14 protein-coding genes are annotated in these 16,035 nt (G+C 62.1%); 9 read left to right on the forward strand and 5 right to left on the reverse strand.

Translation table 11 applies throughout. From position 1 onward, the window contains the following. Together SGJ19_16780 and SGJ19_16785 are read left to right on the forward strand one after the other, a co-directional pair. Nucleotides 1–687, forward strand: a 687-nt coding sequence (locus SGJ19_16780; protein MDZ4781908.1) for an FGGY-family carbohydrate kinase, incomplete at its 5' end; no start/stop codon positions are given. 209 nt (nucleotides 688–896) lie between these two features. Beyond that, on the forward strand, nucleotides 897–2,279 hold the full coding sequence (locus tag SGJ19_16785; GenBank protein ID MDZ4781909.1) for a glutamine synthetase family protein: 1,383 nt from the start codon (nucleotides 897–899) through the stop codon (nucleotides 2,277–2,279). 177 nt (nucleotides 2,280–2,456) lie between these two features. On the opposite strand, the gene SGJ19_16790 is transcribed toward SGJ19_16785, so the two are convergent. Then, nucleotides 2,457–3,551 carry an ATP-dependent 6-phosphofructokinase gene (locus tag SGJ19_16790; protein MDZ4781910.1) on the reverse strand — a complete coding sequence of 365 codons (1,095 nt, stop codon included), beginning with the start codon at nucleotides 3,549–3,551 and terminating at the stop codon, nucleotides 2,457–2,459. 226 nt (nucleotides 3,552–3,777) lie between these two features. Between SGJ19_16790 and SGJ19_16795 the strand changes: the two genes are divergently transcribed. The 4 genes from SGJ19_16795 to SGJ19_16810 all read left to right on the forward strand — a co-directional run bounded on the left by SGJ19_16795 (nucleotide 3,778) and on the right by SGJ19_16810 (nucleotide 8,541). Then, nucleotides 3,778–4,533: a sugar phosphate isomerase/epimerase gene (locus SGJ19_16795; GenBank protein MDZ4781911.1), complete on the forward strand. Its 756-nt coding sequence runs from the start codon at nucleotides 3,778–3,780 to the stop codon at nucleotides 4,531–4,533. 55 nt (nucleotides 4,534–4,588) lie between these two features. Beyond that, nucleotides 4,589–5,197, forward strand: coding sequence for a hypothetical protein (locus SGJ19_16800; GenBank protein ID MDZ4781912.1), 609 nt, complete (start codon nucleotides 4,589–4,591; stop codon nucleotides 5,195–5,197). Between the two features lie 89 nt (nucleotides 5,198–5,286). After that, a complete protein-coding gene (locus SGJ19_16805) occupies nucleotides 5,287–6,852 on the forward strand; it encodes a C25 family cysteine peptidase (GenBank protein ID MDZ4781913.1) in 1,566 nt (521 codons plus the stop codon). A 252-nt stretch (nucleotides 6,853–7,104) separates the two neighbouring features. After that, the gene (locus tag SGJ19_16810) at nucleotides 7,105–8,541 is read left to right on the forward strand and encodes a DUF1501 domain-containing protein (GenBank protein ID MDZ4781914.1); all 1,437 of its coding nucleotides are present in this window, start codon (nucleotides 7,105–7,107) and stop codon (nucleotides 8,539–8,541) included. A gap of 293 nt (nucleotides 8,542–8,834) precedes the next feature. On the opposite strand, the gene SGJ19_16815 is transcribed toward SGJ19_16810, so the two are convergent. The 3 genes from SGJ19_16815 to SGJ19_16825 form a co-directional block, all read right to left on the reverse strand. Continuing rightward, nucleotides 8,835–9,707 (reverse strand): radical SAM protein, encoded by an 873-nt coding sequence (locus tag SGJ19_16815; GenBank protein MDZ4781915.1) that lies wholly within the window; start codon nucleotides 9,705–9,707, stop codon nucleotides 8,835–8,837. Between the two features lie 3 nt (nucleotides 9,708–9,710). Beyond that, entirely contained in the window at nucleotides 9,711–10,103 is a 393-nt protein-coding gene (locus SGJ19_16820; protein MDZ4781916.1) for a hypothetical protein, read from the reverse strand. A gap of 154 nt (nucleotides 10,104–10,257) precedes the next feature. Next, nucleotides 10,258–10,932: a hypothetical protein gene (locus SGJ19_16825; GenBank protein ID MDZ4781917.1), complete on the reverse strand. Its 675-nt coding sequence runs from the start codon at nucleotides 10,930–10,932 to the stop codon at nucleotides 10,258–10,260. Between the two features lie 244 nt (nucleotides 10,933–11,176). Between SGJ19_16825 and rlmN the strand changes: the two genes are divergently transcribed. The 3 genes from rlmN (at nucleotide 11,177) to SGJ19_16840 (ending at nucleotide 14,871) form a co-directional block, all read left to right on the forward strand. Beyond that, complete coding sequence (gene rlmN / locus SGJ19_16830; protein ID MDZ4781918.1) at nucleotides 11,177–12,226, forward strand: 23S rRNA (adenine(2503)-C(2))-methyltransferase RlmN; 1,050 nt, start codon at nucleotides 11,177–11,179, stop codon at nucleotides 12,224–12,226. Between the two features lie 255 nt (nucleotides 12,227–12,481). Further along, nucleotides 12,482–13,624, forward strand: coding sequence for a VCBS repeat-containing protein (locus tag SGJ19_16835; protein MDZ4781919.1), 1,143 nt, complete (start codon nucleotides 12,482–12,484; stop codon nucleotides 13,622–13,624). Between the two features lie 245 nt (nucleotides 13,625–13,869). After that, on the forward strand, nucleotides 13,870–14,871 hold the full coding sequence (locus SGJ19_16840) for a hypothetical protein (protein ID MDZ4781920.1): 1,002 nt from the start codon (nucleotides 13,870–13,872) through the stop codon (nucleotides 14,869–14,871). Between the two features lie 47 nt (nucleotides 14,872–14,918). Here the strand turns inward: SGJ19_16840 and SGJ19_16845 are convergent, their stop codons facing one another. Continuing rightward, the gene (locus SGJ19_16845; protein MDZ4781921.1) at nucleotides 14,919–15,923 is read right to left on the reverse strand and encodes a Gfo/Idh/MocA family oxidoreductase; all 1,005 of its coding nucleotides are present in this window, start codon (nucleotides 15,921–15,923) and stop codon (nucleotides 14,919–14,921) included. Between the last annotated feature and the right edge of the window lie 112 nt (nucleotides 15,924–16,035).

Below are 16,035 nucleotides of genomic sequence, written 5' to 3' on the forward strand. Positions count from 1 at the left end.
GGCGTGGCGGGGGTGGTCGAGGGTGGGATTCTGCCCGGCATGTTCGGCTACGAGACCGGCCAAGCCGCGGTGGGGGACGCCTTTGACTGGTTGCGCCGCACGGTCGGCGCGAAGGATTTTCGGCAACTAGACGCCGCGGCGGCCGCGATCGCGCCTGGGGCGGACGGCGTGCTGGCAATCGACTGGCTGAACGGCTGCCGGACGCCATTGATGGACGGGCGATTGAAGGGCGGCTTCCTCGGCCTGGCGCTGGGGCACGAGCCAGCACACCTCTATCGCGCGCTGATCGAAGCGACGGCCTGTGGGCTGCGCTGGATCGTCGAGTTGTTCGCCGACGCCAGCGTGCCAGTAAAAAAACTAGTCGCTACGGGCGGGCTGCCGCACCACAATCCGTTGTTGGTGCAGATTTACGCCGACATCCTCGGTAAGCCAATCACGGTGCATCCGGCCAAACACGGCCCGGCCCTCGGCGCGGCGATTCTCGGCGCGATGGCGGCCGGCAAGCAAGCCACCGGTTTCAGTTCCGCGGCGGCGGCCGTGAAAGCGATGGCCGAGCCGCGCGAGGATGTCGCGGAGCGGCGAGCAAAAATCGTCGCTCCGCAACGTGCGGCGAGCAAGGCGTACGAGCAAGTCTATCGGCAATATCGCGAGACGGCGGCGTGGATTGCTGGTGAAGGTCGCGGGTGAGTTTGACGTTTTCAGTGTTCAGTAAATCCGCTGCACGACGCAATGCGGCTGGATATGGAACACTGAAAACTGAACACTTCAAACTTCAAACGCCTCGCACTTTTCCGGTTTCGCTGCGCACCCTTGGCTTGCGGATTGCGCAGGTCGCGCTTATATGTGGGACAGTTCCTTGTTTCCGCTTGGGCCACACGCAGGAAGTTGCTTGCTCTATGACGTCGATTCCGCTGACCGGCATGCTGACCATTGACGAATTGAAGTATGGCGTCGAGGCCGATGAGTTGGATACCGTGCTCGTGGTTTTCACCGACCTGTATGGCCGGTTCATGGGCAAGCGCTTCGACGCGCGATTTTTTCTCGATTCCCTTGCGCACGGGACGCACGCCTGCGACTACTTGCTGACCGTCGATATGGAGATGCAGCCGGTCGCCGGGTATGCGTTCGCTAATTGGGAGCGCGGGTACGGCGATTTCGCGATTCGGCCGGACCTCTCCACGTTGCGCGTCGCCACCTGGCTGGAGAAATCCGCCATGGTGATCTGTGACGTCGTGCGCGACGTCGATGGCGAGTTGGTGGACGTCGCGCCCAGATCAATTCTTCAGCGGCAGATCGAAGCCGCGGCCAAGAGCGAATTCGTCGCCATGGCGGGTACGGAATTGGAATACTATCTGTTCGAGACCAGCTATCGCGACGCTCATGCCAAGGCGTTCCACGGCCTGCAGCCGGCCGGTTGGTACTTGGAAGACTATCACATGCTGCAAGGCACGCGCGAGGAACGCTTCAACGGCGCCTTTCGCCGGCATTTGCATCGCTCCGGAATTCCGGTCGAGTGTTCTAAGGGGGAATGGGGGCTCGGGCAACATGAGTTGAATCTACGCTACGCCGACGTGCTCTCGATGGCGGACCGCCATGTGATCTTCAAGCAGTGCTTGAAAGAAGTGGCCGAACAGCAAGGCGGCAGCGTGACCTTCATGGCCAAGCTCGACGCCGAACAGGCCGGCTCCAGTTGCCATATTCATATGAGTCTGTGGCGCAACGCGAAGAACGCCTTTCCTGGCACTGGCAAGCTCGGACCGATTTCCTGCTCGCAGGAGTTCACCTGGTTTCTCGGCGGTTGGATGAAGCACCTGCCGGAGATGATGGTCTGCTACGCGCCGACTGTGAACAGTTACAAGCGTTTCCAATCCGGCTCCTGGGCGCCCACGCGGTTGGCCTGGTGCCACGACAATCGCACGGCGAGCTTTCGCGTCGTGGGACATGGCCCAAGTTTGCGAATCGAATGCCGCATCGCCGGCGCGGACTGCAACCCGTATCTGGCGCTGGCGGCGTCGATGGCGTCCGGCCTGGACGGCATCGCGAATCAAATCGAGCCGCCGCCATTGTTCGAGGGAGACGCCTACAACGCCACGCAACTGGAACGCATTCCCGGCACCTTGCGCGACGCCACGGAGTTATTCGCCGCGAGCGACTTCACGAAACAAGTCTTCGGCGACAAGGTCGTCGAACACTACACGCACTTCTTCCGCACGGAACAAGCGGCGTACGACAAAGCGGTAACGGACTGGGAACGCAAGCGATACTTTGAGCGCATCTAGAGAATGACGAATTCCGAAATCCGAACGTCGAAAGAATGACGCAGCTCGAATGACAAATGACGTGGCGGGATAAGCACTTAGTTGTGAGGTTTGATTGGCGTATTTGGTGAGGTCATCACCGACGCCAACTCTCCCTCGCTGGCGCTACGGGCCAGTATTTTATTGCTGGCGTCGTGACTACGCATCTCCCATGCAGATGCCGAGGTCGCGCGCCGTGCGCACGATTTCGCAATCCGGTGGGACGTGCTTGCGTTTAATGGCGTCGGCGAGCGGCACTGTTTTCACGCCGGGCGGATCGTAGGCGACCATCACGCCGCGTTGGCCTTCGGCGAGATAACGCACGGCCGCCGCACCGAAACGCAATGCGAGCAATCGATCCAGCGTGGTCGGCGTGCCGCCGCGCTGCAAATGGCCCAACACGACACAACGCGATTCGCGTCCGGTGCGGGCCTGAATCTCCGCCGTTACCCGTTCGCCGATGCCGCCCAATCGCGGCTCGCAGCCAACCTGAGTCGGCGCTTGAATCGTCATTTCACCGCCGATCGGCTTGGCGCCTTCGGAGACGACGACGAGGGAATAGGGGCGACCCAGCGACTCGCGTTCGCGGACTTTTCGGCACACCGCGTCGATCGAATACGGAATCTCCGGAATCAGGATCACGTCGGCGCTGCCGGCCACGCCGGAGGCCAAGGCAATCCAGCCAGCGGTGCGTCCCATGACTTCGATGACCATTACGCGCTCGTGCGCTTCGGCCGTGGAGTGCAGCCGATCCAGTGCGCCGGTGGCCACGGTGACTGCCGTATCGAAGCCAAACGTGACTTCCGTCGCGGAAAGATCGTTGTCGATCGTTTTCGGCACGCCGATCACGGGCATACCTAGCGCGCTGAAGTGATTGGCAATCGCCAGCGAGCCGTCGCCGCCGATGGCCACCAGGGCGTCGAGCTGCAGCTTGCGGAAGTTCTCCATCACGATCGGCGCGACATCGATGGTGCGTGTCGTGCCGTCGGCTTCCTGGACGATCTTTTGGAAGGGGTTGCCCTTGTTCGTCGTCCCCAGGATGGTTCCGCCGAGGTGCGTGATCCCGCGGACTCGATCCCGGGTGAGTTGGATGGTTTGCGTGGGGTCGATCAGGCCTTCGTAGCCTTTGCGAATTCCCAGTACTTCCCAACCCCTGCCAATGGCGGAAAGCACCACGGCGCGGATCACGGCGTTCAAGCCCGGGGCGTCGCCGCCGCCGGTATTTACGGCAATTCGTCGAATGGGAGCAGGCATGGAGGGCGTCTTGACGTGCAAGTGTGCGTGATCGCGACCGCCATCATGATAGCAATCGGCGCGTCGCTCAGATGGGTCCGCCCGACACCGGTGTTGCCAGACCGAGGGGAAGCGAAGTAACCTATTGACCGTGTCGCGCGACGGACTGCGCAAGGGTCCTGGCGATCGCGCTGCGCGATCGCGCGACGAATTGGCAGCTTGGGGACGGCACGAAGGAGCATCTCCCGTGTTTGTGGCAGCATCGACGGATTGTTTTTCGCAACTACCGCTTGGCGAGGCGCTCGAGCGCCTGGTCGACCTGGAATACACGTCGGTCGAAATCGCGCTCCGCGAGGACGGCCGACAACTCAAGCCCAGCGAAGTGCTGGCCGATCCCGAGGGCGTTTTGCACGCCTGCCGGAAGACGCATCGGCTGACTCCTTGCGCCTACTACGTCGACATGTCGCCGGAGGATCCGCGCTATTACCAGGCGTTCGCGGCGTGTTGCAAGCTCGCGAGGGCCACGAAAGTGGTCTGCATCACCGTGCCCTCGGCCGAATTGGGCACGCCTTTCAACGCGGAGATCGAACGTCTCCGCGAGCTGGTCAAGATCGCGCACGAGGAACAAGTGCTCGTCGGCATGAAGACGCAGTCCGGCTGCCTGACCGAAGATCCGACGACGGCCCAAGTGCTCTGCGACAACGTGAAAGGGCTCGGCATCACGCTCGATCCGAGCCACTACCTCTTTGGTCCGAAGGCCGGCGCGAACTACGACAACCTGCTCAAATACGTCTACCACTTGCAGCTGCGCGATACCAACAAGAAGGCCCTGCAAGTGCGCGTGGGTCAAGGCGAAGTCGAATACGGCAAGCTCGCGACGCAGTTGGCGAAGTTCAAATACGACCGCGCCTTGTGCGTGCAAATGTTCGACACGGCCAACGCAGACGTCGATCACTTCGCGGAGATGCGCAAGATTCGCTTGCTGTTGGAGAGCTTGTTGTAGCGATTGTTGAGTGTAAATCGCGACACGTCGGTACATAGCCACGGAAGGCGAACGGATGCCGTCATTTGAGTGGTCGGAATGGATTTCGACGACGGACCTGCTGTTCTTGGCGGGTTTGATCCTGGCGGTCATGGCCATGATGCGCATGGCCCGGTTGCGCGCTTCGCGCCAAGAGACGCCGTATCGCCCGGTGATCGACCGCGCGGCGATGCTCGCGCAATTGAAGCCGCCGTCGGAGCCGGAGGTGGAAACTCGTGCCTCGAGTCCCGCCGCGAGCGCGCTGGAGACAAAGTCCGCGGAAATTCTCCAACGACTGGAAAATCGCGTTCGCACGTTGGAGGAGCTCCTCCGAGCGGCCGATCGGAAGATCGTAGAACTCAATGCGCTCTTGAACCAGAATGATCCGCCGCGACCGGCGCCGAAGTCGCGCGCGGTGGAACGTCCACAGCCGACGTCGGCGCACCATCAGGCCGAAGGGCTGGCGCGCTCGCGCGATTTTTCCACTATGGCCAACGCCGCCGTGACCGCGGATTCGCGACGGACCACGGCGCGCTATCAGGCGGTGTACAAGTTGCTGGATCAGGGCGAATCGGCGGCGGCCGTCGCCCGGCAACTCGGGTTCCCCGTCGGCGAAGTGGAATTGATCGCCGGGCTGCGGGGCTGAGCGGTTTTTTGTCTACCGCCGAGAAACACGATAAGATGCACATCGTGGCGCTCATCGCCACGCGCACGCGGAGCTGAACGGGAACCCTGATGCCAACAACACTGCTCGCGCTGATTCTGACGGCCGGCGGGGCGCTCTCGGCGGTCGATACTGTCGTGGTTTGCTCCGACGAGCTGCGCCCGGCGATGGAACAATGGGTCGAATACCGCGAGGGTCAGGGGCACGGCATCCGCTTCGTCCAGCCGGAAGCCACCGCGGCTGATACGCACAATCGCGTGCTGGCGGTGGCCCAACTCGAACCGATTCGCTTCGTCGTCCTGGTCGGCGATGTCGCCGGCGGCCGGTCGACGCGCCTGGCCGTGCCGACGTTTTCGACGGCGGCCAAAGTCAACATTCACTGGGGCCCAGAACGGGAAATCGCCACCGACGCCGGCTATGCGGACCGTGACGGCGATTCGATTCCCGACCTCGCGGTCGGCCGCCTTTCCGTCCAGAATCCGCGCGAGCTGGCGACGATCATCCAGAAAATCATCGCCTACGAGCGATGCTCGAACGAAGCCGGCTGGCGGCGGCGCGTGAACTTCGTGGCGGGCGTCGGCGGTTTCGGCGCGGTGGCCGATACGGTCCTCGAACTGAGCGCGAAGCGTTTAATCACGTCCGGCATCCCGGCCGGTTATGCCACGACGATGACCCACGCCAGTTGGCAGAGCCCCTACTGCCCCAGCCCCGACCGCATCAATGCGACGGTGCTGGAACGGTTGAACGAGGGGTGCCTGTTCTGGGTTTACGTCGGCCACGGACAATCGCGGCGACTGGACCGCATGTACACTCCGCCCAACCGCGCGTATGAGATTCTGCATTCCAACGACATGCCGGCGTTGCGTTGTCAGCACGGAGCGCCGATCGCGCTGTTCCTGTCCTGCTACGCCGGCGCTTTCGATGCGCAAGACGATTGCCTCGCTGAGGAAATGCTGCGCGCTCCGGCGGGGCCAATCGCCGTGGCCGCCAGTTCCCGCGTGGCCATGCCGTACGGCATGTGCGTATTGGGTACCAATCTGTTGCAAGCGTGTTTTCAGGATCGCTCCGCCACACTGGGCGAATTGTTCCTCACGGCCAAGCGCAAGATGCTGACCGAGCCGCGCGACCAGCCCGAGGCGAAGATGCTGGACGCGCTGGCGGAGAAGCTCAATCCGGCCGGAACATCGGCGTCAGATGAACGCGCCGAAACGGCGCAGGTGTTCAACCTATTGGGCGACCCGTTGTTGCGGATTGCGCACCCGATGGCGATGCCGCTCAGCGCTCCGGACCGGATCGCGGCGGGACAGCGGATTTCAGTACAAGGCAACGCGCCGTTCGGCGGCCGATGCACGGTCGAACTGATCGTGCGGCGCGACCGGCTTACGTTCCGTTCGCCGAACCGGCCGCAGTTTGACGCCTCGCCGGAAGCGGCCGACGTCTACCAGTCCACATACCAGCGGGCGAACGACCCTCGCCTCATCATGCGCGAACTGGACGTGCCAGCTGGCGACTTTGCGGTCACGCTCCCCGTTCCCGACACCGCGTTCGGCGATTGCCACTTGCGTGCCTACATCGACGGCCGCGAGGCCTTTGCACTCGGAGCCCGCGACATCGAAATCACGCGGGCGAAGAACTGAGCGGGCGGCGGCCGACCTTTGACTGTGGGAGGCGTCTCCGACGCCGATGGAGCGGACTTCGCTACGAATTCAAAGGATATTCTCGGTAACGCGCCCAACAATCGGCGTCGGAGACGCCTCCCACAGCCAGTGCGCATGCGAGGACTACTTCCCTGGCGGATGGCACAGCGTTAGGGCCCACGGTAGGATGACGCGTAGGCGGCGCCGAGTGCTCGAAGCGCCGCAAGGTGGCGGCATCGTGCGAGGGCGACGATGGCGGATCGCAACGAGATTACGACCGTGGATCGACGCGCATTTTTGCGTCAGGCTGGCGGCGGTTTCGGCTGGCTGGCGGCGACCTGGTTGCTGCAGGCCGACGGTCGCTTGAGCCGTGGTGCGACGACCGGCGGTTCCTCGACTGGCGCAATTTCGCCGCACTTCGCGCCGCGCGCGAAGCGGGTGATCCATCTCTTCATGCATGGCGGGCCGAGTCATGTCGACTTGTTTGATCCCAAGCCGGAACTGACGCGACTCGCCGGGCAAACGTTGCCGGCCAGCTTCGGCGAAGTGATGACGCGGCGGAAAGTTGCGGACAATCCGCTGCTCGGCCCCGTCAGTACGTTCCGCCCGCGCGGCGAGTCGGGCTTGCCAGTCAGCGATTTCCTGCCGGAGATGGCGGCCTGCGCTGATGACTTGTGCGTGCTGCGCAGTTGCCACGGCGACAGCGTGAATCATCCACAGTCGGTGTATCAGATCAACACCGGCTCGATCTTGATGGGCAAGCCGAGCTTCGGCAGTTGGGTGTCGTACGGTCTCGGGACCGAAAACGCCGACATGCCGGCGTACATCGTCATGCCCGATCCTGGCGGCGGCGCCAAAGGCGGCCCGCCGGCTTGGGGCAGCGGTTATCTACCGGCGACGTACCAAGGCGTCACGATGCGGGCCGGCGCGAAACCGATCCTGCATCTCGCGCCGCAACCGGGCGTGAGCGGCGACGACCAAGCGCAGATCCTCGCGTTTCTGCGCGACCAAAACGAGCGCCACCTGGCGGCGCGCGGCGGCGATGATGAACTCTCAGCGCGGATCGCGGCCTACGAGCTCGCCAGCCGGATGCAAGTCGCCGCGCCGGAGTTGGTGGATTTGAGTGGCGAAACAGCGGAAACGCTGTCGCTCTACGGCCTCGATGCGCCGGACACGCGCGAGTTCGGCACGCGCTGCTTGATGGCGCGGCGGATGCTCGAGTCCGGCGTGCGCTTCGTGCAACTCTATGCCGGCGATACGGTCGGCTGGGACGCGCACGAGGACGTCGTCGAAAACCACGGACGCCTGTGCCGCGCGACCGATCGCCCCGTCGCGGGCTTATTGCGCGACCTGAAACGCCGCGGGCTATGGGACGACACGCTCGTCATTTGGGGCGGCGAGTTCGGCCGCATGCCGATGAGCGAACAAGGGAAAGGTCGCGATCATAACCCTTGGGGGTACACGATCGTGCTCGCCGGCGGCGCAGTCCGCGGCGGCATGGCCTATGGCGCGACGGACGAAGTCGGCCTGCGCGCTGTCGAGCAACCGATCCACGTCCGCGATCTACATGCGACGCTGTTGCACATCCTCGGCATGAATCACGAGGAATTGACCTATTTCCACAACGGCCTGGAAGAACGCCTAACGGGCACGGAAAAGGCCCGCGTGGTGCGCGAGATTTTGGCGTAGGCACAACACTTCCTCGTGCCCGATTTGACTTCGGCCCCTGTCGCCGAGAGCGCCGCCAGATGTGTAGCCCCGACAGGGGCGGCCGATAGTAGCCAGGGGTGGCAACCCCTGGAAATCAAACGCGAAAATAGTCAGAGCCCTGAAGGGGCGGTACGAATAGCAATCTCGTGTCGCCCCTTCAGGGCTCTGGAATTCTGTGTACTGCTGCATTCCAGCGGTTTGCACCGCTGGCTATTATCTGACGCCCCGGTGGGGCTGACCCTGCGCCGGCCAACGGATTTGACGGGTCGGTGCTATTGTGCCACTCCGTAAAAACACTCCGCCTTCAGGCCAGTGATTTCGCGAACTTTGCCGGCGATCGCATCGACTTCTTCATTTGCCAGCGGCGTCACATAACTCTCCGTCGGGCGGCGCGCGATCGTGTAGACCTGCACCAACTTGATTTCGCCGCCGGCAATCTTGAACTCGTTTAATCGATCGCAATACGTATCGATTTCGGCTTCGGTCGGCGAGACGTCGTTCACGCGCATGAACAGCGATTGAATCACGAGCGGCCGTACCCGCGCCGCCGCGGCGATGTTATCGAGCACTTGCTGAAACGGGATCGTGGTGCGGTCGATGAGGTGGTAATACTCCGCGGTGCCGGCGTCGAGCTTGGCCCAGATTTCGCCCTGGTTGGCGTCGAGCAGTTCCAATCCTCGTTGCACCGCCGGGCGATGAAACATGCTGGCGTTAGTGATCAGCACCATCTTCACACTGTCGAGGCCGTGCTTGCGCTTCAATGCGGCGCACGCGGCGATGATCTCGTCGAAGTTGCGATACGTCGTCGGCTCCCCGTCGCCGGAGAAGGCGATGTCGTTCAAACGTCGCAGATGTTCAGGCGTGTCGCGAAACTTCGAGGTCTGGAACAACTCGCCGCTTTTTACCAGCCCGAGCATTTCATCCAATTCGCGCAGCAAGCCGGGCAGCTCGACGAACCGCGTTTCGCTTTTTTCGACGCGATCCACCTGACAATAGATGCAATCGAAATTGCAGATCTTGTCTGGGTTCAAATTGACGCCGATCGACACCCCGCGCGACCGCCGGCTGACGACCGGATAGACGAAGCGGTTCGTCTCGAACGTCCGTTCGTGGGCGGTGAACAGATTGGCGGAGTCAGTGGACATAGATCAGAGGCCGAAAACTGTCAAGTTGTTCGGGAAGGCGTTCAAGACGACGGTGCAGGCTAACACGGCAGCGATCGACTGCCCAAGCAGGAATAAGCCCCACCTCACCCATTGTACGCGCCGGCCGGAAAACCAGGTCGCGTAACCTTCCAATACCGGTCCCACGCAGAAGCAGACGTTGGTCAGAATGGCCCCAAACAACGCGGTGGACCAGAATTTAGGCACCGAGAGACTGCCGAACCCGCACAACAAAGTCAGCGAGACGAGCACGCAGTTGTAGACAACCCGTAGCCGCTCCCAGCCGAGGAACACGTCGCGGAAATCGGCAGAATTCGTGGACGTCGTCATCGTGCCGGCGGACAATGGCGAGGCATACGGGTTGCCCTCGTCACTCATGGGATTCGCCTCCAAGGATGATCGCCGCGGGTTGGCAACCTCCACTGTAGCCGAGTCCGCGGACTCAGCTACAGCCATCTCCCGAAAACACGTGGCCCAACGAAACGAGCCGCGAGGATTCCTCGCGGCTCGTCACCAATCAGCATGTCAAGAATTACTTGATCGAATTCAGAATCGCGTCCACTTGGTCCGGCGGATATTTTTCGCCGTCCAGTTGCAACTTGATAAACGTGTGCCCCTTCTTGCCGGTGAACATGCCCTCGGCCTGGGTGAACTTCTTTCCTCCGCCGTCCGTCCCCTCCGTCACGCTGATGGTCGCGGGCGTTCCGTTGACGGTGATCTCCACGTTGCGCTGCGTGGTATCGCTGAGCGATTTGAAGGGGCCGGACTGGGCGATCTGAGCCTGCTGCGTCAGATTTGATTCCAATTGCGATCGCGTGTTATCCACGTTGCCCTGGGTCTGCTGCTGAAGCGCATTCCCTTCAGCCGCCATCCAGATCAGGTTGTCGCTGGCAGGGCCGCCGTGATAGACCAGCAACGCGACCTGCTGCCCAAACATACCCAGGTCGAACCTGAATTGCGGCGCAATGTCGGCCGGAATCTCGATGTCGGCGACCTCGGCCTGCGCCTTGGTCACTTCCGCCGGATCGTGACTCATCATTCCGGCGACTTGCGAACTGAAATATACCGATACGCCGACGATGCCGCCGCAGCAGAGCACCACACAGAGGCCGAGCGTCACGCCCAGGATCAGCCATACCTTCGAGCCGCTCTTTTTGGCTGGGGGCGGTTCGGCGCCAGAATTCCAGGCCGGTGAATCCATCGACATCGCGGCAAGTCCTTATCTCGGGAACGGATTGCGAAATTCAAGGAGGCCGGTCCTGGCCCCCGGGAATACCTCGAAATCATAGCGTTTGATTGCTGCCACGCCATCTACCACCGGTCGCCTTTTTGCGATGCAGCGCCGGGCTCCGGCACTTGGTGGACCGCCCGGCGCGTGCGACAATACACGGCTGCCAGGTCGGGCGCCTGTGGAGGATTCGTGCCGGCTCGGCGTTTATTGCGGGAAACCCTTGAAACACTTACTTGATCAACTCGGAACGGGACTGCCAGCGTTCCTGCGCGAAGTGGGGCTGCCGGCCTACCGCGCGCGGCAAGTGCGGCACTGGCTGTTTGCCGGGCGCGTCTCCGATTTTGCCACGATGACCGACTTGCCCGCGGCGTTGCGGGAATCCCTCGCCACCGAGTTTTCGCTCTGGACGACCGAAATCGCCGCACATCGCCAGGCCAACGACGACACCGAAAAGCTGCTGTTGCAATTGGCCGATGGCAACCGCATCGAGTGCGTGCTGATCCGCGAAGGGGAGCGCCGCACCTGCTGTGTCAGCACGCAGGTCGGCTGCGCGATGGGCTGCGTCTTCTGTGCGAGCGGCCTGGAAGGAGTGGTCCGCAATCTCTCGACCGGTGAAATCCTCGAACAGCTTTTGCGGCTACAGCAGTTGCTACCTCAGGACGAGCGGCTGAGTCACATCGTCGTGATGGGCATGGGCGAACCGCTCGCGAATCTTGACAATCTGTTGCCGGCTCTCGAATGGGCGACCAGCCCCGAAGGGCTCGGCATCAGCGGACGCCGAGTGACGATTTCCACAGTTGGTTTGCCGGCGGCGCTCAAACGGCTGGCCACCGAAAAACATCCATATCACCTCGCCGTTTCGCTCCACGCGCCAAACGACGTCTTGCGAAGTCAACTCGTTCCGGTCAATCGGAGCGCCGGGTTGGCCGACGTCGTATCGGCCGCAGATGAGTATTTCGCCGCCAACGGCCGCCGGCTGACGTTCGAATACGTCTTGCTCGGCAACTTGAACGATCAACCGGAGCACGCCAAGCAACTTGTCGGCATATTGCGGCAACGGACCGCGATGGTGAATCTGATTCCCTACAACCCGGTCGCCGGATTACCGTACCAGACGCCGAGTGGTCGGGCCGTCGACCGCTTCGTTGAGATCCTGCAAAGCGCTGGCGTCGAGGTCCAAGTCCGCGTCCGCAAAGGCGATCAAATCGACGCCGCCTGCGGCCAACTCCGCCGCTCCCTGGCCACCACCGAACCGGTGACGCTATCATAGGGGCCGCGTCGATTGTTGCCCGCGAAACACGCGAAAGGACGCGAAAAGAATCTGAGAGGTCCACGGAATACGCGGAAGAACATGAAAAAATACAGGGAATGGATGTGATTCGATAACTCTTCGTCCGACATCTGTTTCTGTGTGTTCCGTGGATAGATTTTCTCTTCCGTGACCAACTCCTCTCCTTTTTTCGTGTGTTTGGCGTGTTTCGCGGGCAGGTTCGAAGTTGCGTCCACAATCTTGGAGTGATTCACCATGCGTCTGCCGTTGATGTTGGTTGTGCTTGCGGCCATCGCCGCGCCGCTATTCGCGGCTGAGCCGGTCAAGGTTTCCTTCAAGAAGTCGCAGCTCGACGCCAAGTTCCGGAGCGAGGGCGTCGCCGTGGCGGATTTCAATCGGGACGGGAAGCTCGACGTCGCCGCGGGCAGCGTGTACTACACCGCCCCCGATTGGCAGATGCACAACGTGCTGGAGCAGCCCCAGGAATTCGACCCCAAGGGCTATAGCCCCAGCTTCTGCAATTTCTCGGAAGACCTGAACCACGACGGTTGGGCCGATCTGATCGTCGTCGATTTTCCCGGACAGCAAACCTGGTGGTTCGAGAATCCCAAGGAAGCTGGCGGCGCTTGGACGAAGCGGGAATGCGTCCCGGTCACGAATAACGAAAGCCCGACGTATCTCGACGTCTTCGGCGACGGTCTGCGGCGGCTCGTGTTCGCGACCGGCGATCAGATGGCACTGGCGCTTCCGCAGGCGGATTCCGCTTCAGCGTGGTTAATTCAAACAATTTCGGAACCCAAGGCGCCGGGCACGGAGCGTTACTCGCACGGACTAGGCGTCGGCGACGTCAATAAAGACGGCCGGCAGGACGTGGTCGTCGCGCAAGGGTGGTGGGAAAATCCGGCTGAGAGCGATAAGCCGGCGAAGTGGACGTTTCATCCCGCGCCATTCGCGGAGAGCGTCTCCAACATGCACGTCTACGATTTCGACGGCGACGGCGACAACGACGTGCTCAGTTCCAGCGCGCACGCCTTTGGCATCTGGTGGAGCGAGCAGACGCCGGACGGCTGGAAGCAGCACGAGATCGACCGCAGCTTTTCGCAGACCCATTCGATGTGCCTGGCCGACATGAACGGCGACGGGCTGGCCGATTTCGTCACCGGCAAGCGCTGGTGGGCCCACGCCCAGGGCGACCCCGGCGTCGACGAACCGGCGGTGCTGTTCTGGTTCGAGCTAACGCGCAAGGACGGCCGCCCGGTGTGGATCCCACACCAAATCGACCACGACTCCGGTGTCGGCACGCAGTTCGAAGTCGTCGACACGAATGACGACGGACTGTTGGACGTGGTCACGTCCAGCAAAAAGGGGACGTTCGTGCATACGCAGTCGCGGGAGTGAGCAGGCCCGGCGGCACGCGAGTCAAAGTACGCCTTGATCGATGTGTCGATCCCGTTAAGCCCAGGGAAGGCTCCGATAGTGGTCGCATGATGGTTCGACATTCGGCAGCCTTCCCTGGGCTTGGCGCGCAGCGGCGCACGTCAGTCTGCCTGCGCTCGCGAGATTTTCCTGCGTGTCGGTGAAAGCTTCACGAATCCAGCGGTTGATGGGTCCGGAGCAATCGCTTGCGACGAAGGAACCGGACTTTGAGCCACGACGTTGATCACCGCGGCATCTGGCAAGCCCTCGTCGCCGACGGCCGGCCGGTGCTGACGTTGGTGGGCTGTTGTCTGATTCTCTCCGGCGGCTTCGCGCTGTTTGTCGCCTCGATGGGGCAGTTCTTGCCGCATGACGTCGCGTTTTTGGGCATGACCGAGAAGGATCTCTGCGCGATCAACGAATGCCGGATCGTCCATTTTATGGAGCACGATCGCGCGTCATTCGGCGGCGTCTTGATCGCCATTGGCTTGCTATATTTGTGGCTCGCCGAATTCCCACTCCGCGCCGGACACGCTTGGGCGTGGTGGACGTTGGTGGCAAGCGGGGTTGTCGGGTTTGCGAGCTTTCTTTGCTATTTGGGCTATGGCTATCTCGACACCTGGCACGGAATTGCGACGCTTGCTTTGCTGCCTTGGTATTTGCTGGGAATGTTCCAGTCAGGGCGGCGATTGCCGAGCTTGGCCGTGAACCTTCGAGCGCCAACTGCACGACGCCAATGGACGTCCGCCGCGGCGCTTGGACGCTGGAGTTTGCTCGCTATGTCTTTGGGAATCGTAGGCGCTGGGCTGACGATTCAGACTGTCGGCATGACGAGCGTGTTTGTGCCGCAGGATTTGGACTACATGGGCCTGACGGTAGCACGCCTGCAAGAGATTAATCCGCGACTTGTTCCCTTGATCGCACATGACCGCGCCGGCTTCGGCGGCGGACTCGCTTCCGGTGGCATCGTGCTGTTCTTGATGAACTGGTTCGCCAGACCAAGCCGAAGTCTGTGGCAGATTCAAGCGCTGGCGGCCGGCATCGGCTTCACGTGCGCGATTGGCGTGCATCCGGCGATTGGCTACACGAACTTCTTGCATTTGCTACCGGCGTACACCGGGGCGGCGCTACTTTTAATTGGCCTCACGCTGACGCGCAGGGCATGCTTCATGACAGAACAAGCGATTTCGCCGATAAGCCCAGGGAAGGCCCCAGAAGTCGTCGCATGATTGCTCGACTCTTGGTGGCCTTCCCTGGGCTTGGAGTTAGCGGCGTGTTATTTTGCGCGCCGCGCATGTTCCAGCACTTCCGCGACGCTCACCGGCGCCCCGTCGCGGCGTTTGCTTTCATCCGCCGCTTCCATGAACGCGTAGATCTCCAGCGTCTCTTCGACGTTCACGGGCGGTTGGCCGGTGTGGAAGAAGCGGACGATCTCCAACACCAGCGGTTCGTAACCGCCGTAAGGGCCGACGTCGGTGATGCGGTCCGCGCCGAAAACGGTGGCGCCGTAGCCGGTCGAACCGTCGCGCAAGCCTCGGAACGTGCCGATACGATCGCCGGACCATTGGCCGATTACCAGGTCCGCTCCCGGGGTCGGTACTCGCCGTACCGTCTCACAGCCTGTGCCCATCACGGTGAACAATGTCTCGACGCCGTGAATGCCGTACCAGAACAAGTCGGGATGATGCTCCGCGTACGTGCAGGGGCTATACGCCTCGCAACCCAGCACGCGCCCCGCGGCCTCGCCGGAGCGCGCTTTTAGCGTGCCGGGACTGAATCGCAATGACGAGCTCGAGAAACAAGGCACGCCGTGCTGTTCCGCGAGACGAAAAATCTCGACGGCATCGGCCAGTGTTCCCGCCAACGGCTTATCGATGAACACCGGCTTCTTGGCCTCGAACACCGGGCGGACTTGTTCCAGATGCGGCCGGCCGTCGACGCTTTCCAAAAATACCACGTCGACTTTTTCCAACAGCGCCGGAATCGAATCGACGATCTCCACGCCCAACCCGCGCAGTTCCTCGGTGTAGCCTGCGACGCGATCGCGACTGGAGGCGACATCGAGACTACCGCCCGGAAACGCCGCGACGACCTGCACGCTGGCCAACTCGCTCCCCGCCGGGGCTTCTTTCAAGAGCTTGGTGAACGCGCCGCAGTGCGAAGTATCGAGGCCGATCATGCCGGCCTTGAGGACGCGAGGCTCTTCGGCGGAGGTAGACGTCATCATGGCGGCGCAGAGCGCGAAGGAAACGATGAACGCGACGGTCGGAGAGAGTTTCATGGCGGTCGATTCCATGGTGAAGTGGGTGAGGAGGATTCACCACGGAGTGGAGGAATTCGATTCTTGAACCACGGAGGCGCTGAGTCGCAGAGGGGAAGTGTTTAACCGCGAA

The sequence above is a fragment of the Planctomycetia bacterium genome (assembly GCA_034440135.1).
In the GTDB taxonomy this organism is placed as follows: domain Bacteria; phylum Planctomycetota; class Planctomycetia; order Pirellulales; family JALHLM01; genus JALHLM01.